Here is a 26,629-nt window from a genome sequence, read left to right as displayed (position 1 = left end):
GCCTGCATAAACTACTCGCGGCCTGATCAACACGACCACGTGTTGCGACGATCCCTAGAAACCGCCGTGACGCGGTCCGGCCCCTTCGTGTGTCCGTCTGCCGGCTCAGCCGGAGTACGGCTTGGCCGCGAGGATCCTGACCGAGGCGGTCTTGCCGTTCGGCAGCTCGTACTCCGCGTCGTCGCCGACCTTCTTGCCGTTCACGCCGGCGCCCAGCGGCGACTGCGGCGAATACGTCTCGATGTCCGCGCTCGCGTACTCGCGGGACGCCATCAGGAACGTCAGGGTGTCGTCCTCGTCGCCGTCGAAGGCGATCGTGACGACCATGCCGGGCTCGACGATGCCGTCGTCCGCCGGGGCCTCGCCGACCTTCGCGTTGTCCAGGAGCTGGGTCAGCTGGCGCACACGGAGCTCCTGCTTGCCCTGCTCCTCCTTGGCCGCGTGGTACCCGCCGTTCTCCCGCAGGTCGCCCTCCTCACGCGCCGCCTCGATCTTCTTGGCGATCTCGGTGCGCGCGGGACCAGACAGGTACTCCAGCTCGGCCTTGAGCTGGTTGTACGCCTCCTGGGTAAGCCAGGTGACGTTGTCGCTGGTCTGGGTCACAGGTGCTCCTCGTAGGTACTGGGAATACAAAGCATCGCCCTACCGAGAAGGATGTTCCTCCCTGGGCGGGCGAAACCACGAGCCTAACAATTCCGGCGCGAAAGGGGGAGGACGAAACCCGCTGGAGATGAAGAATCCCAGTTCAGCGGAGTGGGCGGATTGTCACGCGGCGGTGCAGCCCATCAGTTCCGCGGCTGTCGCCTGCCGGGTCGTACGGATGGTGACGACCTCGTCGATGCGGTTCCCACCCTGCCGGTCGATCCGCACGTCCAGCCGGCCCACCTCGCCGCCGTCCTTCGCGAGGGCGCGCAGCGTGCAGCTGCCGGTCGCCTGCTCGTCCTTGCGCACCTCGAGGTGCACCTGGACCTCGTCGGCGCCCTCCGTCACATCGAACTTGATCACTTCGGCGCTGATCCGCGTACCGGCGACGTAGTCGTAGCCGAACCAGCCGACCAGGCCGAGCATGGCGGTGCCGAGCACGGCGCCCACGATCCGCAGCCTGCGGTCGGCGCGCTCGTCCGCAGAGCGCCCGTAGCGTCCCTGGGGGAGCTTCTCGCCGACAGCCGCCATGATCGTTCCTTTCGAGCGCCGGAGGCCGGAATTTTCCGACCACCGATTCCGTCACTATAGAAGTTGCACGACGCGACTATTCATTGAGGATCGAGTCTTGACTGAGCAGCTGCGACTGATGGCCGTGCATGCCCACCCCGACGACGAGTCGAGCAAGGGCGCGGCGACGATGGCCAAGTATGTGTCCGAGGGGGTGGACGTGCTGGTCGTGACCTGCACGGGAGGCGAGCGCGGCTCCATCCTCAATCCGAAGCTCCAGGGCGACGCCTACATCGAGGAGAACATCCACGAGGTCCGCCGGAAGGAGATGGACGAGGCCCGTGAGATTCTCGGCGTCAAGCAGGAGTGGCTCGGCTTCGTCGACTCCGGCCTGCCCGAGGGCGACCCGCTGCCGCCGCTCCCGCAGGGCTGCTTCGCCCTCGAGGACATCGACAAGGCGGCCGGCGAGCTGGTGCGCAAGATCCGTGACTTCCGTCCGCAGGTGATCACGACCTACGACGAGAACGGCGGCTATCCGCATCCCGACCACATCATGACCCACAAGATCACGATGGTGGCCTTCGACGGCGCGGCCGACGCGGAGAAGTTCCCCGAGCCCGAGTACGGACCGGCCTTCCAGCCCCAGAAGCTCTACTACAACCAGGGCTTCAACCGGCCCCGCACCCTCGCGCTGCACGAGGCGCTGCTGGAGCGCGGCCTGGAGTCGCCGTACGGGGAGTGGCTGGAGCGCTGGAAGGAGTTCCAGCGCGCCGAGCGGACGCTCACCACACACGTGCCCTGCGCCGACTTCTTCGAGACCCGCGACCGGGCGCTGATCGCGCACGCCACGCAGATCGACCCCGAGGGCGGCTGGTTCCACGTGCCGATGGAGATCCAGAAGGAGGTCTGGCCCACGGAGGAGTACGAGCTGGCCCGGTCGCTCGTCGACACCTCCCTCCCCGAGGACGACCTCTTCGCGGGCATCCGCGACAATGCCTGACATGAGCGCAAGCGCAAACCTCGCAATGACTCACATGGCCACCCTCGCCAAGGAGCTCGACGAGAACAAGGTCACCCCGGGCGTCCTGGGCTTCCTCGTCTTCGCGGCGCTGGCGGTGGGTGTGTGGGCCCTGATGAAGTCCATGAACCGCCACATGGGCCGGGTGAACTTCGAGGAGGAGCCGGAGCCGGACACCGCTGCCGGCGCCTCGAGGAAGCAGGCCCGCGGCTCGGCGGCCTGACGGGGCGAACGGTCTTTCCGGCGTGACTGCACGGCACCGCGCGGTGCCGTGCAGTCACGCCGTGTGCTGTCCCGGCCGGACCCACCGGCGGCGCCACGGCGTATCGGGGCACCGACGGCCGGCGGACCGTGAGGGCCGCGGACTCCTCCTCCGCCACCCACGAGTGGTCGACCGCCCACCCCGGACCACATGGTCGCCCTGCTCCTCCGGTCCTCCAGCACGACGTCCCGGCCGGGCGACGGACCGGAAGCGGCCGCTGATCAGCACGAGCAGCCCGTCCGCTGCTTGCGCGTGACCCATTGCGAGCGTTGCTCGCCCGTGGGTGGACGCCCCACTTGTTCTCCACCCCGCTGCGCCGCGGATCGCCGGCGTCCCTGAAGTGCACGAGCAGCCACCCCCGGCCCAGCGCCGCGTCCTTCCGCGTTGCCCACGTACACGCCGTCGTCCGCGTCGTCGCCCATGGGCCGGACGCTACTGGGCGGGCACCGGCACCCCCATGACCTCCCTCGCGTGCCGGTTCGGGACCAGGTTCAGGTGCCAGGCCTGCCAGCCGTCCTCCAACCGCACACCGCGCTCCAGCATCACCGCGAGTGCCTCCGCGCAGTCCTCCAGCTTGGCGTCGCGTGACGTGTGGCGGGCCGTCATCAGCTCGGACAACTCCTCCTGGGCCACGACCGTGCCGACCTCGATGCCGCCCGGGGACGCGTACGGCAGGATCGTGCAACGCAGAAAACGGGCCCAGTCGGCGCCGCGTTCGTCGCCGTACGACGCGAACAGGGACGCCGCCGCGTCGGACAGTTCCAGTGCCTGCGTGGCGCGGTTGTTGCCCGCGTCGATCATCGCCAGCTCCAGGCAGGTCCACGCCTCGCCGTGCGCGACGCCGATACGGGCGAAGTCTGCGCGGGCGTCGACCAGGAGCTGGCGGGCGAAGCCAGAGTTGCGCAGGCTGCCCGTGCGCGCCGCGAGCTGGTCGCGGGTGACGCGGCCCGAGTGGTGGCGGGCGCAGGCCAGCCCGTACACGTCCCGCATCCGCGAGAACATCGTGCGGGCGCGCTCCAGTTCGCGGACGGCCTGGTCGCGATCGCCGGACTCCTCCAGGGCCTGGCCCAGGTAGTACAGCGTCCACGCCTCGCCGCGCGCGTCCTCGTTCTCGCGGTGCCGGGTCAGGGCCTGACGCAGTTCGTCCACCGCGGGGCCCGGGTCGCCGGCGACCAGCCTGGCCCGGGCCAGCTGGGTCAGCGCCCATGCCTCGCCACGACCGTCGTGCGTGCGGCCGTACAGGTCGAGCGCGTCCCGCAGCGCCGACTCGGCGCCGGGCACGTCACCCATGCGCAGACACACCTGGCCCCGGTGGTACAGCGTCCACGCCTCACCGTGCAGGGACTCGCCCTCCCGGTGCAGCGCCAGCGCCGTCTCCAGCAGCTTCAGCGCCTCCGCGAGGTTCGCACGGTCACGTTCCACGGCGGCGAGGGCGTGCAGCGACCAGGCGCGGTCCTCGGCCTGTTCGGGCGAGCCCTGCAGCTCGATCGCCTCGTGCAGCCTGGCCGCAGCCTCCGTCAGGTTGCCCTGGTGGTGCAGCGTGATGCCCAGAGAGCACAGCGCGAGCGCCGCCCCCGCGTCGTGGTGCGCCTCCCGGTACAGGCCCACCACCGAGGAAAGCGTCGTACGCGCCGTGTCCAGCTCACCGAGCTGCCGGGCCGCGATACCCGTACGCCAGCGCACCGAGCGCTCCATCAGCCCCTGGTCCATGCCTTGCGTCAGCTCGCTGATCTCACCCAGCCGGTACAGGTCACCGCGCAGCAGGCAGTAGTCGCACAGCGCGCCCAGCAGCCCGAGCACCGCCTGCTGGTCCACGCCCTCCGCGTGGCGCAGCGCCGAGGTGATGAAGCTCGACTCGTCGTCCAGCCAGCGCAGCGCCGCGTCCAGGGACGGGAAGCCGTACGCCCCGAACTGCCCGGCCCGCGTCGACATCTTGCCGTCGACCATGCGGATCACCGCGCCCGCCAGTTCCGCGTAGTTGCGAATCAGCCGCTCCTGCGCGGCCGCGCGGTCCACGGCGTCCTCCTCGTCCAGCAGCCGGGCCCGCGCGAAGGCACGCACCACATCGTGCAGCCGGAAGCGCTGGGAGCGCACATGGTCGACCAGACCCGCCTTCGCGAGCTCGCCCAGCAGCCGCTTCGCCTCCTGCTCGTCCGTGGCCAGCAGCGCCGCCGCGGCGGCCGGGCCGAGCGATGCCCGACCCACCAGCGCGAGCCGGCGGAGCAGCCGCCGTGCCTGTTCGGACTGGTCGGTGTAGCGCAGCCACAGCGCCCGCTCGACCGGTTCGACCGGCCCGTACTTCCCGAGGTCCGCCGCGAGACGGTCCGCGGAACGCTCGCCGAGCGAGGAGCCCGCGATCCGCAGGGCCAGCGGAAGCCCGCCGCACAACTCCCGTACCGCGTCGGCGGACCGGGCGTCGTACGGCCCGGGCAGCGGCTCCGGTGCGGCGGCCTTCAGCAACTCCTCCGCGCCGGCCGCCTCCAGTGCCTCGACGGGCAGCTGGTGGACCCGGGCCGGCAGGTCGTCGGGCAGGTCCAGCGGCGCGCGGCAGGTCACCAGCACCAGGCTGTCCGACCGTTCGGGCACCAGGGTGCGCACCTGTTCGGCGTCGCTCGCGTCGTCGAGGACCACCGTCACCGGCAACCCGGTCAGATGCTGGTGGTACAGCTCGCCCAACCGGCGTACCTGCTGTTCCGCCGACGACCGTTCACGGAAGAGGAGTTGCTCGCGCGGCGCGCCCAGCCGGTTCAGCAGGTGCAGCAGCGCGTCACGGGTGGGCAGCGGCTGTTCGCCCTCGCCTCGCAGGTCGACCACGCAGGCGCCGCGGAAGAGGTCCTTCAGATGGTGCGCGGCGCGCACCGCGAGCATCGTGCGTCCCGAGCCGGGATCGCCGTGGAGCACCACGACGACCGGCAGGGTCTGCGTCGACGCGCGCGCCGCGTGCACCCACTGGGTGATCCGCGCGATCTGCTCGCGCCGGCCGGCGAACGGGCCCACCGGTTCCGGGAGATGACCGAACGACTGCTCCAGCACGGACCTGCGCCGTGCGGTGGCCGACCGGTCCACGCCGCGCAGCTTCGGTACGACGGCGGCCTTCTTGGCGGTGACGGGTCGCGTCGAGGAGGCCAGCATCCGTTGCTGGTCCAGGAACGGGCGTATGCCCCGTACCTCCAGAGCGGTCAGCCACTGCAGCCGCAGCTGCTCCGCGCCGCCCGGCTGGGCGAGCGCCCCCGCCCTGCGGTGCGCGGCGGGCCAGTGCGAGGCGGTCACCTTGGCGACGGTGGTCGCGGCCCCGGCGACGGCCACGGCGGCACCGGCACCGAACGCGGTGCCCGTCGCCGTCCCCAGCGCTACGTCCGCGCCGAACGCGGCAACGGCCGCGACGGCGGTGACCAGGGCGGGCGCGCCGATGTTCTTCCGGCTGAACCGCTCGGACAACGGCAGCTGCCCGGCCTCGATCTCGGCGAGCGCCTGCTCGTACGTCGCGTACTCCTCGCCGGCGTTCGCCGCCATGCCGTCCAGGGCGGCCCTGCCGCGCGCGAGCAGCGTCCCCGCGTCGGAGCCGGCGCCCGAGCGCCGCACATCCTCCTCCACCGCCCGTGCCAACAGTCGCTCCGCTTCAGCCCGGTGGCCGTCCCGCATATGCGTCCCCCTCGAAGAGCTCCGGTTCCGTTCAGCTACCCACTTGGCGCGCCGCCAAGTTTCCCCGTCCAAGGTCGTGAAGGGGAGGGGACCCCCCCGGGCGCGGTTACGCGGCGGCCGTGCCGCGCGGGCAGCGCCGGGCGGCGTGCGGGAGGATTGGAGCATGGCGAACCGACTTGCGCAGGCCACGTCCCCCTACCTCCTTCAGCACGCCGCCAACCCGGTCGACTGGTGGCAGTGGGAACCCGGCGCCTTCGAGGAGGCGCGGCGGCGCAATGTGCCCGTGTTCCTGAGCGTGGGATACAGCTCGTGCCATTGGTGTCATGTTCTCGCTCACGAGAGCTTCGAGGACACCGAGACCGCCGCGTACATGAACGAGCACTTCGTCAACATCAAGGTCGACCGCGAGGAGCGGCCGGACGTCGACGCCGTCTACATGGAGGCCGTGCAGGCGGCGACCGGGCAGGGCGGCTGGCCCATGTCCGTGTTCATGAACGCCGACGGGGAGCCGTTCTACTTCGGGACGTATTTCCCGCCCGAGCCGCGCCATGGCATGCCGTCGTTCCGGCAGGTGCTGGAGGGCGTCGGCGCGGCCTGGACCGACCGGCGTGAGGAGGTCGGCGAGGTCGCCCGGAGGATCGCCTCCGACCTCGCGGGACGCTCCCTCGCGTTCGGCGGTGCCGGCGTTCCCGGCGAGGACGAGCTGGCGCAGGCGCTGCTCGGGCTGACCCGGGACTACGACGAGCGGTACAAGGGGTTCGGCGGGGCGCCGAAGTTCCCGCCGTCGATGGTGCTGGAGTTCCTGCTGCGCCACCATGCGCGGACGGGTGCCGAGGGCGCCCTGGAGATGGCGGCGGACACCTGCGAGGCGATGGCCCGGGGAGGTGTCTACGACCAGCTCGGCGGTGGGTTCGCGCGCTACTCGGTGGACCGTGAGTGGGTGGTGCCGCACTTCGAGAAGATGCTCTACGACAATGCGCTGCTCTGTCGCGTCTACGCCCATCTGTGGCGCTCCACCGGCAGCGACCTCGCCAAGCGGGTGGCACTGGAGACGGCGGACTTCATGGTGCGGGAACTGCGCACCGCCGAGGGAGGGTACGCCTCCGCGCTGGACGCCGACAGCGACACGCCGGACGGCGGTCATGCCGAGGGCGCGTTCTACGTGTGGACGCCCGCGCAGCTGCGCGAGGTGCTCGGCGACGAGGACGGGACACGGGCGGCGGCGGTCTTCGGCGTGACGGAGGAGGGCACCTTCGAGGAAGGCGCCTCGGTGCTCCGACTGCCGCGGGGCGAAGCGGATTCCGGCATCAGGGAGCGACTGCTCGCCGCACGGGAGCAGCGGCCGCGCCCCGGCCGGGACGACAAGATCGTGGCTGCCTGGAACGGACTCGCGATCGCCGCGCTCGCCGAGACCGGGGCGTACTTCGACCGCCCGGATCTGGTCGAACGGGCCACCGAGGCGGCGGATCTACTGGTCCGGGTGCACATGGACTTCTCGGCCGGCGGCGTACGCCTCGCCCGTACGTCCAAGGACGGCGAGGCCGGTCCCCACGCCGGTGTGCTGGAGGATTACGCGGACGTCGCCGAGGGATTTCTCGCGCTCGCGGCGGTCGGCGGCGAGGGTGCCTGGCTGGAGTTCGCCGGCTTTCTGCTGGACATCGTGATCGACCGGTTCACCGGGGAGGGCGGAGCGCTGTACGACACGGCGCACGACGCGGAGCAGCTGATCCGCCGTCCGCAGGACCCGACGGACAACGCCGCCCCCTCCGGCTGGTCGGCGGCGGCCGGCGCGCTGCTGCTGTACGCGGCGCACACCGGCTCACAGGCCCATCGCACCGCCGCGGAAGGGGCGCTCGGCGTGGTGAAGGCGCTCGGGCCGCGGGCGCCGCGGTTCATCGGGTGGGGGCTCGCGGCGGCGGAGGCGCTGCTCGACGGGCCGCGCGAGGTGGCGGTCGTGGGCACGGCAGGGGACCCGGCGGCACGCGAACTGCATCTGACGGCACTGCTGGGCACCGCCCCCGGGGCGGCAGTCGCCGTGGGCGAGCCCGACGGCGAGGAATTCCCGCTGCTGCGGAACCGTCCATTGATCAACGGAAGTTCGGCCGCCTACGTCTGCCGTGGTTTCGTGTGCGATTCACCCACCACAGACGCATCAGAACTTGCCCGGAAACTCTCCGACTCGGACAGAAACGGGTGAATTTATCCGACGGCCTACGGAACGAAATGCTCCGCCTCTATTGTCCTGAACGCACAAACGTCGGCGCGCGTACTGGGGAGTGACGCGCGTGGGGGAAGTACGTGTCGCCGGCCAGGGGGGTCCTGCCGCGACACAGGGGCAGGGGGGCCTTTTTCATGCTGTTATCGCTGTTCGTCGCTGCCATTTCGGTGGCGCTGTTCTGGATGGCGGCGTTCACGCTGTGGTGGCAGATGCACGCCTGGCGCACGCCCGAAATACTTGCGGCGACACGCTTCGACCGGCCAGAGGGCGGCGTCGGACTGTCATTTTCGCTGCTGCTGCCGGCCCGCCACGAACAGGCGGTGCTCGAGCACACCATCGAGCGGCTGCTGGAATCCAGCCACTCCAACTTCGAGATCATCGTGATCGTCGGCCACGACGATCCCGAGACCGCGGCGGTCGCCGAACGCGCCGCCTCCCGCGACCCGGTCCGGGTGCGGGTCATCACCGACACGCACGAGACCAAGAACAAACCCAAGGCGCTCAACACCGCGCTGCCGCACTGCCGCGGCGACATCGTCGGCGTCTTCGACGCGGAGGACCAGGTCCACCCCGCGCTGCTGGCTCACGTCGACCACGCCTTCACCTCCACCGGGGCGGACGTCGTGCAGGGCGGGGTGCAGCTGATCAACTTCCACTCCAGCTGGTACAGCCTCCGCAACTGCCTCGAGTACTTCTTCTGGTTCCGCAGCAGGCTCCACCTGCACGCCAAGAAGGGCTTCATCCCGCTCGGCGGCAACACCGTCTTCGTCCGCACGACGGTGCTGCGGGAGGCCGGCGGCTGGGACCCCGACTGCCTCGCGGAGGACTGCGACCTCGGCGTCCGGCTGTCGTCCGTGGGCAAGAAGGTCGTCGTCGCGTACGACAGCGACATGGTCACCCGCGAGGAGACCCCGGGCACCCTGATGAGCCTGCTCAAGCAGCGCACCCGCTGGAACCAGGGCTTCCTGCAGGTCTACCGCAAGAAGGACTGGAAGCAGCTCCCGGGACGCGGCCAGCGCATGCTCGCCCGCTACACCCTGATGACGCCGTTCCTGCAGGCGTACTCCGGTGTCGTCATCCCGCTCAACGTCGCGATCGCACTCTTCCTCGACGTGCCGGTCGGGGTCGCCATCGTGACCTTCCTGCCGCTGATCACGGCGATGGTCACCGTCGCCTTCGAGATCGTCGGACTGCACGACTTCGGCAAGCAGTACGGGCTCAAGGTCCGTGCCGTCCACTACCTCAAGCTCATCGTCGGCGGCCCCTTCTACCAGGTCCTGCTCGCCGGCGCCGCCGTGCGCGCCGTCTGGCGTGAGCAGCGCGGCCGCAACGAGTGGGAACTGACCAGCCACGTCGGCGCGCATCTCACAGAGGTGACCGAGACCAGAGAGGACGTCCGCCGGTGACGACGACCCTGCCTCCGGCCCCGGACGCAACGCAGCCGGCGCCCGCCGCCGCTGCGCGGGCCGTGGCGACCGCCGCTCCCGCACATGTCCGCCCCGTCATACGGTTCCGCAGCTCGCGGCCCGATCTGCTGCTGTGCGGCGTTCTGCTGTGCGTGATCCTGCTCGTCCAGGGCTGGAACATCACCCACTTCCCGACGCTCAGCGACGACGAAGGCACCTATCTCGCCCAGGCGTGGGCGGTCCAGCAGGGCGACGGCCTCGCCCACTACACGTACTGGTACGACCACCCGCCGCTCGGCTGGATCCAGATCGCGTTCCTGACCTGGGTACCGTCGCTGGTCGCCCCGGAGACGATGAACGTCGCCTCCATGCGGTTCGCCATGCTCGCGGTCAGCGCGGCGTGCGCGGTGCTGCTCTACGTCCTGGCGCGCAGGCTGTTCCTCCCGCGCTGGGCGGCCGGACTGGCGATGGCGCTGTTCGGTCTGTCGCCGCTGTCCGTGGTGCTGCAGCGCGAGATCTTCCTCGACAACATCGCCGTGATGTGGATGCTGCTGGCCTTCTGCCTGGCCGCGTCGCCCAAACGGCATCTGTGGCACCACTTCGCCGCGGGGCTCACCGCGGCCGTCTCCGTGCTCACCAAGGAGACGATGCTGGTGGTGCTGCCGGCGCTGCTGGTGACGATGTGGCGGCACAGTCACCGTGACACCCGCAAGTTCGCGGTGACCGGAGCGATCACGGCGTGTGCGCTGATCGGCCTGTCGTACCCGCTCTTCGCGCTGCTGAACAACGAGTTGTTCCCGGGCGAGGGCCATGTGTCGCTGATCGACGGGATCACGTACCAGATGAGCCGCGAGGGCTCCGGCTTCATCCTCGACGAGGGCTCCGGCTCCCACGGGGTGCTCCGCTCCTGGCTCTACTACGACACGGTGCTGCCGATCGGCGGGCTGGCCGGTGCCGTGCTGCTGCTGCTCACCGTGCGCTGGTCGGTCACGGCACGGGCGCTGGCCGGTCCGGCGTTGGTGGTGGCGCTCCTCACCCTCGTCGCGATGCGGCCCTCGGGCTACCTCCCGGCGATGTACGTGATCCAGGCCCTGCCCTTCCTGGCACTGGTCCTCGCGGGCGGCGCGGCGACCATGGTCCACGCCCTGCTCGAGCGGCCCCTCGGACGCGTCCTGCCGACCGTGCCACGCCGAACCGGCCTGGCGGGCGGGCGACTTCGGGCCCGCCGGCTCTTGAGGCGCGGGGCTTTCGGCGCGGAGCCGCCGACGGGCGAAGCCCGGGCAACGGACGCGCCCACGACGGGGCGGGCCGCGCGCGCCACGCGCCCGACGGTGGCCACCCTCCTCGTGCTCGCAGCCGCGGCAGCCGCGTACGTCGTACCCCGCTGGTACGAGGGCAACCGCGCCGCCCTCACCGCCGACGCCAACGCCCCCTACCGCGCCGCCGCCGCCTGGATGCAGAACGAGGTCGACGACCCGGCCCGCACCCGTGTCCTCGTCGACGACGCCCTCTGGCTGGATCTGGTCCACGACGGTTTCGAACCCGGTACCGGGGCGATCTGGTTCTACAAGGCGGACCTCGACCCCGCCGTGGCGAAGACCATGCCCCGCGGCTGGCGCGACCTGGACTACGTCGTGTCCTCGCCCACTGTGCGGCGCGACGCCGCCGACCTGCCGGGCGTCAGGTCCGCACTGGAGCATTCGACGCCGGTCGCCGTCTTCGGCGCGGGCGAGGACCGCATCGAGATCCGCCGGATCAGCCCCGCTGGAGGCGCACAGTGACCACCCCCCGTACGGGCGCCGAAGAACTCGGCGACCCGGAGCTGAGTGCTACCCAGGTCGCCGAGCCCGGCGCCGTCACCATCGTCGTCCCGACGTTCAACGAGTCGGGCAACATCCGTGAACTGCTGCGCAGGCTCACCGAGTCGGTGCCCGCACGGCTGCCCTGCGAGGTGCTCTTCGTCGACGACTCGACCGACGACACCCCGGACGTCATCCGCAGTGCCGCGCAGGACTGCCCGTTCCCGGTGGACGTGCTGCACCGGGGCACCCCGGCCGGCGGGCTCGGTGGGGCGGTCGTGGAGGGCATACGGAAGGCGGGTTCCGACTGGATCGTCGTCATGGACGCCGATCTGCAGCATCCGCCCGCGCTCGTACCGGAGCTGGTCGCTGCGGGGGAGGGGGCGGGCGCCGACCTCGTCGTAGCCAGCCGCTACATCCGCGGCGGCAGCCGGGCGGGTCTCGCGGGCAGCTACCGCATCGCCGTCTCGCGCGGCGCGACCTGGCTGACCAAAGCCCTGTTCCCGCGGCGGCTGCGCGGGATCAGCGATCCGATGAGCGGCTTCTTCGCGATCCGGCGCAGCGTGGTGACGGCCGATGCGCTGAAGCCGCTCGGCTACAAGATCCTGCTGGAGCTGGCGGTGCGCTGCCGTCCCGAGACGGTTGCCGAGGTGCCGTTCGTCTTCCAGGACCGGTTCGCCGGCGAGTCCAAGTCGACGGCCAGGGAAGGCTTGCGCTTCCTCGGCCATCTCGTCGGACTGCGCACCGCTTCCCCGATGGCCAGGATGATCGCGTTCGGGTTGATCGGACTGACCGGTTTCGTACCGAACCTGCTCGGGCTGCATCTGCTGACCGGTGCGGGCATGCACTATCTCCCGGCCGAGATCCTGGCCAACCAGTTCGGCGTCGGCTGGAACTTCCTCCTCATCGAGGTCCTGCTGTTCCGCGACCGCAGACGCCACCGGCACTGGGCGGACCGGACCGGCCGCTTCGTCCTGCTCGCCAACGCCGATCTGCTGCTGCGCATCCCGCTGATCGCGCTGTTCGTCGCCCGGCTGGGCATGGAGGTGCTGCCGGCGACCGCGCTGGCGCTGCTGACCACGTTCGTCGTGCGGTTCGCCGCGACGGAGGCGCTGGTCTACCTGCCGCGCAGGCAGGGGGCGCCCCGAACCGCACAGGCGGACGCGCCGGTCGGCCCCTGAACCACCCCCCGACGTCACCCGGAAGCCCTGGAAGAGTCGCGAAGGGAACCGCCATGCCTCCACCGCTCAGGACCACCGCCCGCCGCCGCAGACGCAGAACCGCGCTGCTCGCCGTCGGTGCCATGACCACCGCTCTGCTGATGTCCGTGCCGCAGACCGCCCAGGCCGGACCGCCGAATCTGGTCTCCAACCCGGGCTTCGAGACGGCCGGCACCGGTGACATGCCGGCCTGCTGGTCGAAGTCCGGCTGGGGCGACAACGACTTCACCTTCGAGACGGTCGCGGACGCCCACTCGGGCGCGAAGGCGATGAAGGTCTCCCTGACCCGTCGCGTCGACGGCGACCGCAAGGCCCTGATCACCGAGACGACGGCCTGCGCGCCGCAGGTGACGCCGGAGAAGCAGTACGACCTGTCCCTCTGGTACAAGTCCACCACTCCCGACACCTCCGTCACGCTCTTCCGGCACGACACCACGGCCGGCTGGCAGTACTGGACGGACCTGAAGACCCTCGAGACGAGTGCCGAATACCGGCGCGCCGAGGTCCGCACCCCCAGCGTCCCGCCCGGTACCGACCGGATCGCGTGGGGCGTGTCCGTGTACGGCACGGGCTCGGTGACCACCGACGACTATGTGATGGAGGAGGTCGCGGTCCCTGTCCCGGAACCGCAGTGCACGGGCACGCCCGAGGAGTGCCTGAAGGGCCGATGGGACGTCCTTCCGGTACAGAACCCGGTGCGCTCCATGCACTCGGTCGTGATGCACAACGGAAAGGTGCTCGTCATCGCCGGCTCGGGCAACGACCCGGGGCTGTTCGAGGCGGGCACCTTCACCTCCGCCGTCCACGACCCGGCGAACGGCACCTTCCGTACGATCCCCACCCCTGTCGACATGTTCTGCGCGGGCCATGTGCAGCTCCGGGACGGCAAGATCCTGATCATGTCCGGCAACAAGGGCTACCCGTCCGCCGACGGCACGATCGGCTACCAGGGGCTCAAGGACTCCTTCGTCTTCGACCCGCAGACCGAGACCTACACCCGTACCAGCGACATGAACGGCGGCCACTGGTACCCGTCGGCGACGATCCTGGGCAACGGTGACGTCATCTCCTTCGGCGGGCTGAAGGAGGACTCCACCGGCAATGTGACCGCCGAGCTGTTCGACGCCGAGCAGAACAAGTGGTTGCCGATCAACGAGGTGAACCAGACCTGGTCGTACTGGGGTCTGTACCCGTCGATGATCCTGATGCAGGACGGCCGCCTCTTCTACTCCGGCAGCCACACCTTCGGCAACGGCACGGCCGGCACCGGCGCCTCGATCTACGACTACGAGGCCAACAGCATCACCGACGTGCCGGGGCTGCGGGCCAAGGACGAGCGTGACGAGTCGGCGAGCGTGCTGCTGCCGCCCGCGCAGGACCAGCGGGTCCTGACGATCGGAGGCGGCAACAACGAGACCAACCCGGTCGCCAACCGCTACACCGACATCATCGACCTCAAGGAACCGAATCCGGCCTATGTGCACGGCCCGCCGCTGCCGCAGGGCGAGGTCGACCAGGGCCAGGGCCGCCGCCCGCAGACCGGGGCGGAGGGCAAGATGTACGTCTCGGCCGTGCTGCTGCCCGACGGCAAGGTCTTCGAGACCGGCGGCGCGCTGCACGACCGGGCCGACCCGGTGTACGAGGCGTCGTTCTTCGACCCGGTGACCGACACATACCAGGCGGGGCTTGCGAGCGACCCGATCCCGCGCGGCTACCACTCGTCGTCGTTCCTGCTCCCCGACGGCCGTGTCATGTCGGTCGGCGACAACCCGGGCAACGGCACGTACAACCACAACGTGTCGATCTACACGCCGCCGTACCTGCTCAAGGGGCCGCGGCCGCAGGTCACTTCGGTGCTCGACGGGGAGTGGACGTACGGAGACACGCAACGGATCACGGTCGACCGGCCGATCGCCAGGGCTGAGCTGATCCGCCCGGCTGCGGTGACGCACTCGTCCGACCCCAACCAGCGTTTCGTGGACCTGCCGATGACCGTCGAAGGCAACAACGTCGACCTCAACGTCACCAGCAACCCCAACCTGGCACCGCCCGGCTGGTACATGCTGTTCGCCGTCGACGCGAACGGGGTGCCCTCGGTGGCGGAGTGGGTCCACCTCGGCGGCCCGTCCGCCATGGCGGCGGCGGACCATCCCTCGGCCCATGTCCACGACTTCGCCACCGACTTGGCCAGGGCGCCGAAGAAGCCGTTGAACAAGCGGAGTTCGGTGGACGTGGACCCGCAGATCGCCGGCTGCGACCGGCACTACGGCAACGCGGCCGTCTGCGTCCCGACCGCCTTCCCGAAGAAGGTCGCCCGTACGACGGCCGCGCGCTGCGCCTGGCTCGCGGCGCACGACTACGGCCGCCTGAAGGTCAACGGCGCGGACGATCCGCTGCGGCTCGACCGGAACGGGGACGGGGTGGCGTGCGGGAAGGGGGACATGCGAAGCCGGTGAGCGTCCGCGGGTGAGCCGGACGTGGTACGAGCCCTGCCGGCCGGCCGGCAGGGCTCGGCCTGCTTCCGCTCCGGGCCGGTCAGCCGGAGGCGCCGTCGCCGGTGCCGAGGGCCTGGAAGTCGACCGTGCCGTAGGCCTCGTGGACGTCGCGCCCGTCAGGTGCGGTGCAACCGTGTACTTCAGAGCCGCAGGCCGCCCTTGAGCACATCCAGCGTGCGGTCCACGAGCGCGACCAGGTCGTCCTGCCGGCCGCGCTCGCCCCAGTGGAACAGCGCCTCGCGCAGCGCGCCCATGACGGCGGCGGTGAAGACCCGTACCTCCGGGTCGTCCGGTTCCCGCCCGGCCCGGTCGGCGATCGGGCGGGCGAGCAGCGACGAGGTCTCGGCCATCGTCTCGGTCATCCGGGCGCGCAGGGCGGGGACCTCCAGCATGAGCCGGGTCCGCCGCCCCATCTCCTCGGGCTCTTTCTCGAGTATCGAGGCGACGGCACCGGTCAGGACGGCCCGCAGGGACTCGAGCGGAGGTTCGTCCCCCGGCCGTGCCCGCAGCGCCGCCTCCATGACCGGGTCGTACTCGTCGGTGAGGACGATGTCCTCCTTGGTGGGGAAGTAGCGGAAGACGGTGGAGGGGGAGACCTCGGCCGCCGCCGCGATCTGCTCGATGGTGGTCGCGTCGTAACCCTGTTCGGCGATCAGCCGGTACGTGGCCTTGCGGATGGCGATACGGGTCTTGAGCTTCTTGCGCTCCCGCAGCCCCATCGGGCGCTGGTGCTGTTCGAAGGGGAGGGGCGGGGTGGCGGGCATGGTCGTCATTGTCGGGCAATCGGCCGCACCCCGGGCCATGCCCCGGCCACCGCGGGTCGATGTCGGGGATTGTCCTGTCGAAGCCAGGACGGGCGGCTCGTGACCACCGCTGCCAGTGCCCGCCGGGCAGGGACCGGGGTGCGGACATGGCGCGTCTCGTCGGAGAGCACGTGCCAAATGGCAGTGACCCTCAAAAGGTGTTGGATGTCAATATTCCACTGCCCTGTGGGCGGGCACGCCCGGTTCAGGAGTGCCGGTACGCCACCAGCGAGATGCCCACGTAGTGGACGACGAACGCCGCCAGCGTGAGGGAGTGGAACACCTCGTGGAAGCCGAACCAGCGCGGTGACGGGTTGGGCCGCTTGATCCCGTAGATCACGCCGCCCGCGCTGTAGAGCAGCCCCCCGACGATCACCAGGACAAGCACCGCGATGCCGCCCTCACGCATGAAGTCGGGCAGGAAGAAGACCGCGGCCCAGCCCATCGCGATGTAACAGGGTGTGTAGAGCCATCGAGGGGCGCCGACCCAGAAGATCCGGAACGCGATGCCCGCCACCGCGGCCGCCCAGACCGCCCACAGCAGCACCCGTCCGGTGGAGTCGGGGAGCAGGAGCAGGGTGAGCGGGGTATAGGTGCCCGCGATGATCAGGAAGATATTGGCGTGATCCAGCCGGCGCAGCACGGCCGTGGCGCGGGGTCCCCAGTTGCCGCGGTGGTAGAGCGCGCTGACGCCGAAGAGCAGGCATGCGGTCAGTATGTAGATGCCGCAGGCGATCTTGGCGCGGGTCGAGTCCGCGAGCGCCGTGAGGACGATCCCGGCGATCAGTACGGCCGGGAACATTCCCGCGTGCAGCCAGCCGCGCAGCCGCGGTTTCACCGGCGGAGGGTCGATCTCGGTCACTTCGGGTGCGGCTGCATTCATGCCCCGCATGCTACCTACGCAACCGTAGGTGACAATTACAAGTGGCCATGCTCACGTGAGAGGGCCTCTGGACATATGGGCATTCGGCATCGATGATCAGATGAGTGCGGTCGGCACCGGATGAGCGCCAGCCACAAGTAGGTACGAAGCATCCGGGTCGCAGCCCCCACGGGGCACAAACCAACAACCCCTCACTTAGGAGCGATCGTGGCGCGCGACATCGCGGCTCCCAGCGTCCCCACCAACCACCAGGAACTGGTCTCCTGGGTCGACGAGATCGCAGCAATCACGCAGCCGGACAACGTCGTCTGGTGCGACGGCTCGGAAGCGGAGTACGAGCGGCTGGCCGAGGAACTGGTGGCCAAGGGCACGTTCAAGAAACTGGACCCGATCAAGCGCCCCAACTCGTACTACGCCGCCTCCGACCCCACCGACGTCGCCCGCGTCGAGGACCGCACCTTCATCTGCTCCGAGAAGGAGGAGGATGCCGGCCCCACGAACCACTGGAAGGCCCCGGCGGAGATGAAGGAGATCTTCGCAGGTGAGAAGGGCATCTTCCGCGGCTCGATGAAGGGCCGCACGATGTACGTCGTGCCCTTCTGCATGGGCCCTCTCGGCTCGTCGCTGTCCGCCATCGGCGTCGAGATCACCGACTCCGCGTACGTCGCCGTCTCCATGCGCACCATGACCCGTATGGGGCAGCCCGTCCTGGACGAGCTCGGCACCGACGGCTTCTTCGTCAAGGCCGTCCACACGCTGGGTGCGCCACTTGCGGACGGCGAGGCCGACGTGCCGTGGCCGTGCAACTCCACCAAGTACATCTCGCACTTCCCCGAGACCCGTGAGATCTGGTCCTACGGATCCGGGTACGGCGGCAACGCCCTGCTCGGCAAGAAGTGCTACGCGCTGCGTATCGCCTCCGTCATGGCCCGTGACGAGGGCTGGCTCGCCGAGCACATGCTGATCCTGAAGCTCACCCCGCCGCAGGGCGAGGCGAAGTACGTGGCCGCCGCCTTCCCGTCCGCCTGCGGCAAGACCAACCTCGCCATGCTGGAGCCCACGATCTCCGGCTGGACGGTCGAGACCATCGGTGACGACATCGCCTGGATGCGCTTCGGCGAGGACGGCCGCCTCTACGCGATCAACCCCGAGGCCGGCTTCTTCGGCGTGGCGCCCGGCACCGGCGAGCACACCAACGCCAACGCCATGAAGACCCTCTGGGGCAACGCCGTCTTCACCAACGTCGCGCTCACCGACGACGGCGACATCTGGTGGGAGGGCATGACGGAGGAGGCCCCGGCCCACCTCACCGACTGGAAGGGCAACGACTGGACGCCCGCGTCCGGGACGCCGGCCGCCCACCCGAACGCCCGCTTCACCGTCCCGGCCGCGCAGTGCCCGATCGCCGCGCCCGAGTGGGAGGACCCGAAGGGCGTGCCGATCTCGGCGATCCTCTTCGGCGGCCGCCGCGCCTCGGCCGTCCCGCTGGTCACCGAGTCCTTCAACTGGCAGCACGGTGTCTTCCTCGGCGCGAACGTCGCCTCCGAGAAGACCGCCGCCGCCGAGGGCAAGGTCGGCGAACTGCGTCGCGACCCGTTCGCCATGCTGCCCTTCTGCGGCTACAACATGGGCGACTACATGGCCCACTGGATCAAGGTCGGCGCGAACGCGGACGCTGCCAAGCTGCCGAAGATCTACTACGTGAACTGGTTCCGCAAGAACGACGCCGGCAAGTTCGTCTGGCCCGGCTTCGGCGAGAACAGCCGTGTCCTGAAGTGGATCGTGGAGCGCCTCGAGGGCAAGGCCGAGGGCGTGGAGACCCCGATCGGCATCCTGCCGACGCGTGACGCGCTGGACACCGAGGGCCTGGACCTTCCGGAGGAGGACCTCGACTTCCTGCTCAAGGTCGACGCCGAGGTCTGGCGCGAGGAGGCGGCCCTGGTCCCCGAGCACCTCAACACCTTCGGTGACCACACGCCCAAGGAGCTGTGGGACGAGTACCGCGCGCTGGTCGCCCGCCTCGGCTGACCCGCCGGGCCCTGTGAGCCACGTGGCGGGGCGCCCCGACATCCGCCCTGACCAGTGGGGGTCACGAACGAACCGTCACGTGTGAACGGCCCCCGGAGTCCCCTCAGACTCCGGGGGCCGAACTCTTCGCGAAATCCGGGTGCGGCGTCTTGTGTCCACGGCTCGCCCACATGTTCCATGGGATCTTCATGTTCGACGATGGGCATGAACTGAGCCTGTGGGGGGCATGGTTGAGCACGATTCAGTACACGGGACGACGTCTCGCCGCCATGGTGGCGGCCACTGTCATCGGTGGGGGAGGCCTTCTCGTCGCGGCACCGGCCGCACACGCGGCGGAGGCGTCCGACGTGGTCGCCAAGCTGCCGATCTCCTCGTTCTCGGACATGGTGGTCGACTCGGTCCACGAGCGCGTCTTCGTCTCCGACAGGGCGGGGTACGCGCACTACGGCGGCACGGTCGTCTCGTACAACTTCCAGGGCCAGAAGGTCGGTACATTCTACACCACGTCACGCGCCTCCGGCCTGGCGCTGAGCGAGGACGCCGGCACGCTGTACGTGGGCCAGCGCAGCCACGTCGTCGCCTATGACACGCAGACGCTGCAGGAGACCGGCCGCACCGGCGCGTACACGGACGACTGCGGGCGCGAACTCGCCGTCACCGGCACCAAGAGCTGGCACACGACCACCCCGGCGTACAGCGACTACTACTGCGACAAGAACCAGACCGATCTGGACTCGATCACCGACGGCCTCCATGCGCGCACCGGCTGGAACGCGGCGGGCAAGATCCTGCTCGCCACCGGTGGCGGGGCGCCGAACCGGCTGTTCATGGGCCAGGCGAAGGGCCCGAACGCCACCGACCCGTTCCTCACGTCCTTCGACACCTCCGGTCCCACCCCCGTGCGCGGTGACTCCCGCCGCTTCGCGGACGCCGAGGACAAGGGCGGCCTGGACCCGAAGGACATCGCGGTCAGCGCGGACGGCAAGCACCTCGCCGTCGCCGACGCCGCGTACGGCACCCGCCTGCTCAACTCGGGCGACCTCACGGATGCCGGTGTCTACCAGCCCCTGCCCGCGGGCGCCACCTCGTCGGCCGTCGCGTTCAGCGGCGACGGGAAGTACGTGGCGCGCGGCGCCTCCGCCGCCGGCAGCACGCCCGATCTGCTGGTCCAGCCCGCGGACCCGGCGAACGGCACGACCGCGACGGAGTTCGCCTACGAGGGCGACCTCGACGGCAACCGTGTCGTGAACCGCGGCCTCGAGTGGTCGAAGGACGGCTCCCGGCTGTTCGCCCTCACCACCAACGCGTACGGCAACGCCTTCTGGCTGCACGTCATCCAGCCGCCCGCCGCGCAGTACGACTCCCGTTTCAGCGGGCCGCTGACGCATACGCCGGCCCAGGCCGTCGTCGGCGAACCGGTCGGCATCCGCGGCCGTCTCGAACTGGACGGTCCCGCACCGGCCGAGCCGGCCGAGGTGACCGCCGTACGCACCACCGCCGACGGCACCCGTGCGCTCGCCGCCGCGGAGGTGGCCGCGGACGGCACGTTCACCGTCCTGGACGTGCCGGACGCCGTCGGCAGCGCCACCTACACGCTGTCGTTCCTCGGCGACATCACGCACCGCCCGGCCGAGGACGTCTCGATCACCGTCGACGTGGCCAAGGCGCCGACGTCCATCGCGCTGACGGCCCCTCAGGAGGCCTCGATGAGCGGGGGTGTCGAGATCACCGGCAAGCTGACCGCCCAGGGCCGCGCCCTCCCCGCCGGCGTCACGCTCGCCGTCCGGCGCACCGACCGGCTGGGCACGGGCTCGCTCTCGTCCGTCCCGGTGGCGGCCGACGGCACGTTCACGGTCAACGACATGCCGCGCGCACGGCGGGATGTGACCTACACGGTGTCGTACGAGGGTGACGACCTGCACACGGGCAGCAGTGCCTCGGCGACGGTGTACGTCACGCGCTGAGCCGCACGCACAGGAGCCGTGCCCGGACGCTTCCGGGCACGGCACGCGCTGCTGCGATGATGGCACCCGGTCCACGCGCCTCCCCGGCCGTGGACCGGGGCCGTTCAGGGGGCGCCGACGAGATCGCGGCTCTTCAGGGCGGCCGTATGGGCGTCCATCCGCTCGGCGGACAGGATCGCGGCGGCCGTGTCGGCGCGGGACGCGGCGACGACCAGCGCGCGGCCCGCGAGGGCGAGGGCCCGCCGGTGCAGGGCGTCGGCATCGGCGTGGGTCAGTGCGGCATGGCGGGCGGGCGGTGCGCCGCGCAGCCGCGACACCTGGGCCGCGATGGCTTCGGCGGGTGCCTCGAGACCGAGCTCGTCGGTGACGGCGAGGAGGGCGGCGAGGTGCCCGGCGAGTTGGATGTCCAGCTCCTCCTCGCGACTGCGGTGGGGGTACTGCGCCTGGTCGGCCATCGAGTGGACCGACTTGGTGCGGATCGGCTCGTACATGGGGATGGCCTCCTGCTCCGGTCAGGAGACCAATCCTACATTGGATTCAGTCTAAAGTTGAGTGGGGTCCGGAAATTCTTTGCCGGACGCTTCACCGCTCAGTGCTGGCTGTAGCCGTCCAGGAAGTTGCCGATCCGGGTGACCGCGTCCGTCAGGTCCTTCGTCGGCGGCAGCGTGACGATGCGGAAGTGGTCAGGCTCGGGCCAGTTGAAGCCCGTTCCGTGCACCACCATGATCTTCTCGGTGCGCAGCAGATCGAGTACCATCTGCCGGTCGTCCTTGATCTTGTAGACCGAGGGGTCCAGGCGCGGGAAGAGATACAGCGCACCCTTCGGCTTCACACAGGTGATGCCGGGGATCTGTGTCAGCAGGTCGTACGCCGCGTCGCGCTGCTCCAGCAGCCGCCCGCCCGGCAGGACCAGCTGCTCGATCGACTGCCGGCCGCCGAGCGCCGTGGCCACCGCGTGCTGCGAGGGCATATTGGCGCACAGCCGCATATTGGCCAGGATCGTCAGCCCCTCGATGTACGAGGAGGCGTGCGCCTTCGGCCCGCACACCGCGAGCCAGCCGGAGCGGTACCCGGCGACGCGGTAGTTCTTGGAGAGCCCGTTGAAGGTGAGGACCATCAGATCGGGAGCGACCGCGGCCGTCGGCGTGTGCGTGGCGCCGTCGTAGAGGATCTTGTCGTAGATCTCGTCGGAGCAGACGACCAGATTGTGGCGCCGGGCGATCTCCGCGAGGCTGCGCAGCATCTCGTCGTCGTAGACGGCGCCGGTGGGGTTGTTCGGATTGATGATCACGATCGCCTTGGTGCGGTCCGTGATCTTGCGCTCGATGTCCGCGAGGTCGGGCATCCAGTCCGACTGCTCGTCGCAGCGGTAGTGCACGGCGGTTCCGCCGGACAGCGACACGGAGGCCGTCCACAGCGGATAGTCGGGCGCGGGCACGAGCACCTCGTCGCCGTCGTCGAGCAGCGCCTGCATCGACATCTGGATCAGCTCGGAGACACCGTTGCCGAGATAGATGTCCTCGACGTCGAGATCGATGCCCTTGGTCTGGTAGTGCTGCATGACGGCACGGCGGGCGGAGAGCAGCCCCTTCGCATCGCCGTATCCGTGCGCGCCGCCGACGTTGCGCAGGACGTCCTCGAGGATCTCCGGCGGGCACTCGAATCCGAAGGCCGCGGGATTGCCGGTGTTCAACTTGAGGATGCGATGACCTGCCGCCTCCAGCCGCATCGCCTCCTCGAGGACCGGGCCCCGGATTTCGTAACAGACGTTTGCGAGCTTCGTGGACTGGATCACCTGCATGACGCGAGCTTACGGGGGCCGGGAAGTGATCGCTTCGTGTTATTGGCGACGAACACATGACGCGAATGTCTGGTTTGTTTGCTTCCCGTGGCGGGGGCCCCCGGAGCCCTTGGAATGCACTGCGTGAACGGGCGGGCAACCTGTGATTCAACCTGTGGGCAACCAACTGTTGCGCTCGTCACCCAGGGGACCGACGGGTGGGTCCGGGACGCGATAGTGTGTGCGACCCGCGGTGCACGACCAGTGGTGCACGTACCGACTCGGGAGGTGAGCCCCATTTCCGCAGCAGCACGCAGGGTGCTCCCTCTCTTGGCCGTGCGGTCGACCGGGTCAAGGTGACCGCGAGGGTGCCCTTCAGTACCCGAAAGGCGTTTCATGCCGGTTTCACCGACCGACTCCTCCTTCCGCTCTCTCGTCACCACCCTTCGCTCCGCCGGCTGCGTCTTCGCCGAGGACGAGGCGGAGCTACTGATCGCAACGGCCCGCGACGCCGCCGAACTCGCCGTGATGGCCGACCGTCGTGTCGCGGGCATGCCCCTTGAACACGTCCTCGGCTGGGCGGAGTTCCTCGGTACGCGAATGGACGTCGACCCCGGGGTGTTCGTGCCCCGGCGCCGCACCGAGTTCCTCGTCGAGTGCGCCGTCGCCCTCGCCCCGCCCTCGGCGGTCGTCGTCGATCTGTGCTGCGGTTCGGGTGCGCTCGGCGCAGCCGTGGTGCGGGCGCTCGGCGGCGGCGAACTGCACGCCGCCGACATCGAGCCGACTGCCGTGAGCTGCGCGCGCCGCAACGTCGGGGCGGTCGGGGGGCGGGTGTACGAGGGCGACCTCTACGATCCCCTGCCCGCAGAGCTGGTCGGCCGTGTCGACGTGCTCGTGGTCAACGCCCCTTACGTACCGACCGCCGAGATCGGGTTCCTGCCGCCCGAGGCGAGGGACCACGAGCCGCTGGCCGCGCTCGACGGTGGGGCCGACGGGCTGGACATCCAGCGGCGGGTGAGCGCCGGTGCGGCACGGTGGCTGGCTCCCGGCGGGGCGCTGCTCGTCGAAACGAGCGAGCGGCAGGCCCCGCGAACCGTTGCCGCCTTCGCCGATCACGGTCTCTGCCCCCGTGTCGCCGTTCACGAGGAACTGGACGCCACCGTGGTGATCGGGACCAGGCCCGTATAAGGGGAGAAGGTGAACAGCGGAACGGCCCCGAGGAGCGCGATCGCTCCTCGGGGCCGTTCCGTCACCGCGCCCGAGGGGGCGCCGCGTGGAGGGTCAGCCGATGATGGAGGTGTTGCCGCTCACCGGATTCAGCAGGCCGAGCACGTTCACCGAGTTACCGGTGAGGTTCAGCGGAACGTTGACCGGAAGCTGGATTACGTTGCCGGACAGGACGCCTGCGGAACCGGTAGCAGTGCCCTGGGCACCCGCATCGGCCATGGCGGGCGCGGCGCTGCCGAGCGCCACGACGAGACCGGCGGCAACGGCGGCAGCCTTTGTGTACTTCATTTCGATCCTTTCAGCAGGGGCGCTGTACGCGGTACGGCCTTCGTGTCGCGAAGCTGCATTTCAGCCATGCAGACATGCGCCTCCGCAGAACTAGTAACGAATCGGTTCCCGCCGGGAAACCGCCGCGCGACTGCCGGTTCGAAAAGTCACTCGTATGCCTCACGGAAAACTTTCCGAACCGATGCGCGGAATCCGCGGAGGGAATCCCCGATTCCAGGAGTTCCATTGCGGCGCGATGCTGCCCCCGTGCGCGACGCGGACGGGGGGCAGCACTTCGGCCCGGTGATCAGCGGGTGGAGGTGCCGTTCTCCGAGAGGACCGGGATGTCGCTGAGGAGGTGCGACAGGGGCTCGTCACCCTTGGCCTGGTTGGAGTTCTCGACGCACTGCTGGTTCTGCGGGGCCGACAGGACCGGGATGTCCTGGACGCCGACCGGAACGACGCCGGCCAGGGAGCCGAGGTTGGCCTTGGCGGGCAGGCCGACGCAGGGCTTGTTGAGCGAGCCCTGGATCAGGCTCATCTGCGGGCTCATGGCGCCGTAGGTGGCGGCGTTGCCGAAGTGCTGCATGGCGCCGACCCCGCTCGCGGTGGAGGTGCTCTGGTCGTCGCCGACAGCCAGAGCCTGCGGGGCCATCGCCGCGCCGGCGCCCACCATCGAAGCGGTGACCATGGCCGTCGTCAGAATCTTCTTGATCACTTACTTGTCCCTTTTCGTTTGAACGCGCGAACGCGGTGCAGCCTGGTCAACGGGGCCCCGGAAGTTTGGTTTCGGGCGTTCACTCGAATGCCGCACACGGCCGATGTGCGCCATTGGCGTATCGCGTTCACCCGTTCTGCCGAATGGATTCTCCGTCCCGGATGCCGCTTTCCGTTGCGGCACAATAGGTGAATCCATCGGGCCGAACGAGCGGTGAATTCAATATGACAATTATGTCTACCGGATATCTGTCCGCCGAACAGAGGGGGAGGCGGCGGGCCGTCGAGGAACCCGGCCGCGGGGCGGTCGGCGCGAGTCGGGCCTTCGCCTGGATGCTGGTGACCACCGGTACAGCCGGACTGCTGGCGGCGTGGGTCATCACCATCGACAAGTTCAAGCTGCTGGAGGACCCGGGCTTCACGCCGGGCTGCAGCCTCAATCCAGTGGTGTCGTGCGGCAACATCATGAAGAGCGAACAGGCCGTCGTCTTCGGCTTCCCCAATCCGATGCTGGGACTCGTCACCTACGGCATGGTGATCGCGATCGGGATGGCGCTGCTCGCGGGAGCGCGCTACCGAAGGTGGTTCTGGCTGGGCCTGAATGCCGGCACGGGCTTCGGCGTCGTCTTCTGCACCTGGCTGCAGTACCAGTCGCTGTACGAGATCAACGCTCTGTGCCTGTGGTGCTCGCTGGCGTGGGTCGCCACCACCATCATGCTGTGGTACGTGACCTCCCACAACGTCCGCAACGGCATCCTGCCCGCCCCGGCCGCGCTGCGAGGCTTCTTCGGCGAGTTCACCTGGGTGCTCCCCGTACTGCACATCGGGATCATCGGCGTGCTGGTACTGACCCGCTGGTGGGACTTCTGGACGAGCTGATCCCCGCGTAAGTGAGGCGTACGTGAGCGCTGCCGCAGGCGTACCGGAGCGCAACGCGAAGGAGCCCCGGCGGCCTCACGGCGCCGGGGCTCCTGCTTCGATCCGCGGGTGGAGTCGCCGTTCCCGCGAGGACCGGGATCGCTGAGGTCCGTACGGCCGGTACCGCTCGGCCGATTCGGATTCCGATTCCGACTCCGATGCGCTGCGGGCAGGGGCGGATCAGCTGCCGAGCGAGACACCGCCCAGCATCGGGGTGGTCGCGGCGGCACTCTCCAGCACCTGCTCGGGCGCATTGCCCTTGACGGTGTTCAGGTCGGTGGCGACGTCGCCCACCCGGCCAAGGGCGGTCACGGCGGGGGTGCCGTCGTCCAACTGCGGGACGGAGGAGACGACCTCGCCGAGACCGCCGTTCAGGCTCATGGGTGGCATGCCCGCCGGGTCGGCGGCGAACGCGGGAGTGGCCGCCCCCAGCGCCGCCACGGAACCGGCGAGGATGACAGCGGCCCTCGAGTACTTCATGTTGCGTATCCCTTTCCCGGCGGAGTTCTCCGCCGTCGACAGGCGTAACGAGCCGTCCTCGTACGGGAAACCCTGTCGCTCTCATGCCTGTCACGCGCATGCGAACGAGGCAGCGGCTCGCCGCCGTGTTCCACGGACGGCATTGCCGCAGGGCCGGCCACCGTCCGGTTGCCGCACTCCTCGGCGCCCCGCCGGGCGTTACGCCGCACTCTCCAGCTCGTTGAGGGGTGGCATCAGGCGTTGCCCGGCCATGGCCCGCCGGGACCGGGGCGGTTGGCCGTTGCCGGCAGTGGTCGGCGCCCGGCGTCGGACGGGGGCCACGCGGTGTGCCGGTCGTGGAGCCAGCCCCG

The 26,629-nt window shown here is 69.9% G+C and carries 21 protein-coding genes and 1 pseudogene; 11 read left to right on the top strand and 11 right to left on the bottom strand.

Annotation, left to right across the window (positions count from 1 at the left end; translation table 11 throughout):
* Positions 1-105: 105 nt before the first annotated feature.
* Together greA and IE198_RS18795 are read right to left on the bottom strand one after the other, a co-directional pair.
* A complete protein-coding gene (gene greA / locus IE198_RS18800) occupies positions 106-603 on the bottom strand; it encodes a transcription elongation factor GreA (protein WP_189887979.1) in 498 nt (165 codons plus the stop codon).
* Between the two features lie 162 nt (positions 604-765).
* A complete protein-coding gene (locus tag IE198_RS18795) occupies positions 766-1,173 on the bottom strand; it encodes a DUF4307 domain-containing protein (RefSeq protein WP_189887976.1) in 408 nt (135 codons plus the stop codon).
* Positions 1,174-1,270: 97 nt separating this feature from the next.
* Here IE198_RS18795 and mca point away from each other — a divergent pair, with 97 nt between their 5' ends.
* Together mca and IE198_RS18785 are read left to right on the top strand one after the other, a co-directional pair.
* The gene (gene mca / locus IE198_RS18790; RefSeq protein WP_189887973.1) at positions 1,271-2,152 is read left to right on the top strand and encodes a mycothiol conjugate amidase Mca; all 882 of its coding nucleotides are present in this window, start codon (positions 1,271-1,273) and stop codon (positions 2,150-2,152) included.
* A complete protein-coding gene (locus IE198_RS18785) occupies positions 2,145-2,393 on the top strand; it encodes a hypothetical protein (RefSeq protein ID WP_189887971.1) in 249 nt (82 codons plus the stop codon). Before mca ends, IE198_RS18785 begins: the two co-directional genes overlap by 8 nt.
* Before the next feature lie 88 nt (positions 2,394-2,481).
* On the opposite strand, the pseudogene IE198_RS35295 reads toward IE198_RS18785, so the two are convergent.
* Together IE198_RS35295 and IE198_RS18780 are read right to left on the bottom strand one after the other, a co-directional pair.
* Positions 2,482-2,854 (bottom strand): annotated as a pseudogene (locus IE198_RS35295) (signal peptidase I); the annotation flags it as partial.
* A gap of 10 nt (positions 2,855-2,864) precedes the next feature.
* Positions 2,865-6,074, bottom strand: a complete 3,210-nt coding sequence (locus tag IE198_RS18780; RefSeq protein WP_189887968.1) for a tetratricopeptide repeat protein — start codon at positions 6,072-6,074, stop codon at positions 2,865-2,867.
* A 163-nt stretch (positions 6,075-6,237) separates the two neighbouring features.
* On the opposite strand from IE198_RS18780, the gene IE198_RS18775 reads away from it, so the two are divergent.
* The 5 genes from IE198_RS18775 to IE198_RS18755 all read left to right on the top strand — a co-directional run bounded on the left by IE198_RS18775 (position 6,238) and on the right by IE198_RS18755 (position 15,173).
* Positions 6,238-8,271, top strand: a complete 2,034-nt coding sequence (locus IE198_RS18775) for a thioredoxin domain-containing protein (RefSeq protein ID WP_189887965.1) — start codon at positions 6,238-6,240, stop codon at positions 8,269-8,271.
* 155 nt (positions 8,272-8,426) lie between these two features.
* Positions 8,427-9,698 (top strand): glycosyltransferase, encoded by a 1,272-nt coding sequence (locus tag IE198_RS18770; protein WP_189887962.1) that lies wholly within the window; start codon positions 8,427-8,429, stop codon positions 9,696-9,698.
* The gene (locus tag IE198_RS18765) at positions 9,695-11,479 is read left to right on the top strand and encodes an ArnT family glycosyltransferase (RefSeq protein ID WP_373299891.1); all 1,785 of its coding nucleotides are present in this window, start codon (positions 9,695-9,697) and stop codon (positions 11,477-11,479) included. Before IE198_RS18770 ends, IE198_RS18765 begins: the two co-directional genes overlap by 4 nt.
* The gene (locus IE198_RS18760; RefSeq protein ID WP_189887959.1) at positions 11,476-12,678 is read left to right on the top strand and encodes a glycosyltransferase; all 1,203 of its coding nucleotides are present in this window, start codon (positions 11,476-11,478) and stop codon (positions 12,676-12,678) included. Before IE198_RS18765 ends, IE198_RS18760 begins: the two co-directional genes overlap by 4 nt.
* A gap of 122 nt (positions 12,679-12,800) precedes the next feature.
* Entirely contained in the window at positions 12,801-15,173 is a 2,373-nt protein-coding gene (locus tag IE198_RS18755) for a galactose oxidase family protein (RefSeq protein ID WP_189888027.1), read from the top strand.
* 179 nt (positions 15,174-15,352) lie between these two features.
* Here the strand turns inward: IE198_RS18755 and IE198_RS18750 are convergent, their stop codons facing one another.
* Positions 15,353-15,976: a TetR/AcrR family transcriptional regulator gene (locus IE198_RS18750; RefSeq protein WP_373299890.1), complete on the bottom strand. Its 624-nt coding sequence runs from the start codon at positions 15,974-15,976 to the stop codon at positions 15,353-15,355.
* Positions 15,977-16,220: 244 nt separating this feature from the next.
* Complete coding sequence (trhA, locus tag IE198_RS18745; protein ID WP_189887953.1) at positions 16,221-16,898, bottom strand: PAQR family membrane homeostasis protein TrhA; 678 nt, start codon at positions 16,896-16,898, stop codon at positions 16,221-16,223.
* 207 nt (positions 16,899-17,105) lie between these two features.
* Here trhA and IE198_RS18740 point away from each other — a divergent pair, with 207 nt between their 5' ends.
* Both IE198_RS18740 and IE198_RS18735 read left to right on the top strand, forming a co-directional pair.
* Positions 17,106-18,926: a phosphoenolpyruvate carboxykinase (GTP) gene (locus tag IE198_RS18740; RefSeq protein ID WP_189887950.1), complete on the top strand. Its 1,821-nt coding sequence runs from the start codon at positions 17,106-17,108 to the stop codon at positions 18,924-18,926.
* 230 nt (positions 18,927-19,156) lie between these two features.
* The gene (locus IE198_RS18735) at positions 19,157-20,890 is read left to right on the top strand and encodes a WD40 repeat domain-containing protein (protein WP_229834073.1); all 1,734 of its coding nucleotides are present in this window, start codon (positions 19,157-19,159) and stop codon (positions 20,888-20,890) included.
* Between the two features lie 104 nt (positions 20,891-20,994).
* On the opposite strand, the gene IE198_RS18730 is transcribed toward IE198_RS18735, so the two are convergent.
* Together IE198_RS18730 and IE198_RS18725 are read right to left on the bottom strand one after the other, a co-directional pair.
* Positions 20,995-21,381, bottom strand: a complete 387-nt coding sequence (locus IE198_RS18730; RefSeq protein WP_189887947.1) for an SCO4983 family protein — start codon at positions 21,379-21,381, stop codon at positions 20,995-20,997.
* Positions 21,382-21,479: 98 nt separating this feature from the next.
* Positions 21,480-22,691: a pyridoxal phosphate-dependent aminotransferase gene (locus IE198_RS18725; protein ID WP_189887945.1), complete on the bottom strand. Its 1,212-nt coding sequence runs from the start codon at positions 22,689-22,691 to the stop codon at positions 21,480-21,482.
* 375 nt (positions 22,692-23,066) lie between these two features.
* Here IE198_RS18725 and IE198_RS18720 point away from each other — a divergent pair, with 375 nt between their 5' ends.
* Positions 23,067-23,858, top strand: coding sequence for a putative protein N(5)-glutamine methyltransferase (locus IE198_RS18720; protein ID WP_189887942.1), 792 nt, complete (start codon positions 23,067-23,069; stop codon positions 23,856-23,858).
* 93 nt (positions 23,859-23,951) lie between these two features.
* On the opposite strand, the gene IE198_RS18715 is transcribed toward IE198_RS18720, so the two are convergent.
* A complete protein-coding gene (locus IE198_RS18715) occupies positions 23,952-24,185 on the bottom strand; it encodes a chaplin (RefSeq protein ID WP_189887939.1) in 234 nt (77 codons plus the stop codon).
* A gap of 286 nt (positions 24,186-24,471) precedes the next feature.
* Positions 24,472-24,882 (bottom strand): rodlin, encoded by a 411-nt coding sequence (locus IE198_RS18710; RefSeq protein ID WP_189887936.1) that lies wholly within the window; start codon positions 24,880-24,882, stop codon positions 24,472-24,474.
* A 233-nt stretch (positions 24,883-25,115) separates the two neighbouring features.
* On the opposite strand from IE198_RS18710, the gene IE198_RS18705 reads away from it, so the two are divergent.
* Positions 25,116-25,760, top strand: a complete 645-nt coding sequence (locus tag IE198_RS18705; RefSeq protein WP_229834071.1) for a vitamin K epoxide reductase family protein — start codon at positions 25,116-25,118, stop codon at positions 25,758-25,760.
* Positions 25,761-25,979: 219 nt separating this feature from the next.
* Here the strand turns inward: IE198_RS18705 and IE198_RS18700 are convergent, their stop codons facing one another.
* On the bottom strand, positions 25,980-26,279 hold the full coding sequence (locus tag IE198_RS18700) for a hypothetical protein (protein WP_189887931.1): 300 nt from the start codon (positions 26,277-26,279) through the stop codon (positions 25,980-25,982).
* Positions 26,280-26,629: the final 350 nt, after the last annotated feature.

The sequence above is a fragment of the Streptomyces xantholiticus genome (genome assembly GCF_014651015.1).
Taxonomy (GTDB): domain Bacteria; phylum Actinomycetota; class Actinomycetes; order Streptomycetales; family Streptomycetaceae; genus Streptomyces; species Streptomyces xantholiticus.
Note: the sequence above shows the minus strand (reverse complement) of the source record. Positions and strands in the feature narration are given on the sequence as shown.

Excerpts from the sequence above, each read along its gene's own strand:
- IE198_RS18770 (WP_189887962.1), top strand. The coding sequence starts at position 8,427 with ATGCTGTTATCGCTGTTCGTCGCTGCCATTTCGGTGGCGCTGTTCTGG.
- IE198_RS18720 (WP_189887942.1), top strand. The coding sequence starts at position 23,067 with ATGCCGGTTTCACCGACCGACTCCTCCTTCCGCTCTCTCGTCACCACC.
- trhA (WP_189887953.1), bottom strand. The coding sequence starts at position 16,898 with ATGAATGCAGCCGCACCCGAAGTGACCGAGATCGACCCTCCGCCGGTG.
- IE198_RS18750 (WP_373299890.1), bottom strand. The coding sequence starts at position 15,976 with ATGCCCGCCACCCCGCCCCTCCCCTTCGAACAGCACCAGCGCCCGATG.
- IE198_RS18785 (WP_189887971.1), top strand. The coding sequence starts at position 2,145 with ATGCCTGACATGAGCGCAAGCGCAAACCTCGCAATGACTCACATGGCC.
- IE198_RS18730 (WP_189887947.1), bottom strand. The coding sequence starts at position 21,381 with ATGTACGAGCCGATCCGCACCAAGTCGGTCCACTCGATGGCCGACCAG.
- IE198_RS18715 (WP_189887939.1), bottom strand. The coding sequence starts at position 24,185 with ATGAAGTACACAAAGGCTGCCGCCGTTGCCGCCGGTCTCGTCGTGGCG.
- IE198_RS18705 (WP_229834071.1), top strand. The coding sequence starts at position 25,116 with ATGTCTACCGGATATCTGTCCGCCGAACAGAGGGGGAGGCGGCGGGCC.
- IE198_RS18755 (WP_189888027.1), top strand. The coding sequence starts at position 12,801 with ATGACCACCGCTCTGCTGATGTCCGTGCCGCAGACCGCCCAGGCCGGA.
- IE198_RS18700 (WP_189887931.1), bottom strand. The coding sequence starts at position 26,279 with ATGAAGTACTCGAGGGCCGCTGTCATCCTCGCCGGTTCCGTGGCGGCG.
- IE198_RS18725 (WP_189887945.1), bottom strand. The coding sequence starts at position 22,691 with ATGCAGGTGATCCAGTCCACGAAGCTCGCAAACGTCTGTTACGAAATC.
- IE198_RS18780 (WP_189887968.1), bottom strand. The coding sequence starts at position 6,074 with ATGCGGGACGGCCACCGGGCTGAAGCGGAGCGACTGTTGGCACGGGCG.
- IE198_RS18775 (WP_189887965.1), top strand. The coding sequence starts at position 6,238 with ATGGCGAACCGACTTGCGCAGGCCACGTCCCCCTACCTCCTTCAGCAC.
- IE198_RS18795 (WP_189887976.1), bottom strand. The coding sequence starts at position 1,173 with ATGGCGGCTGTCGGCGAGAAGCTCCCCCAGGGACGCTACGGGCGCTCT.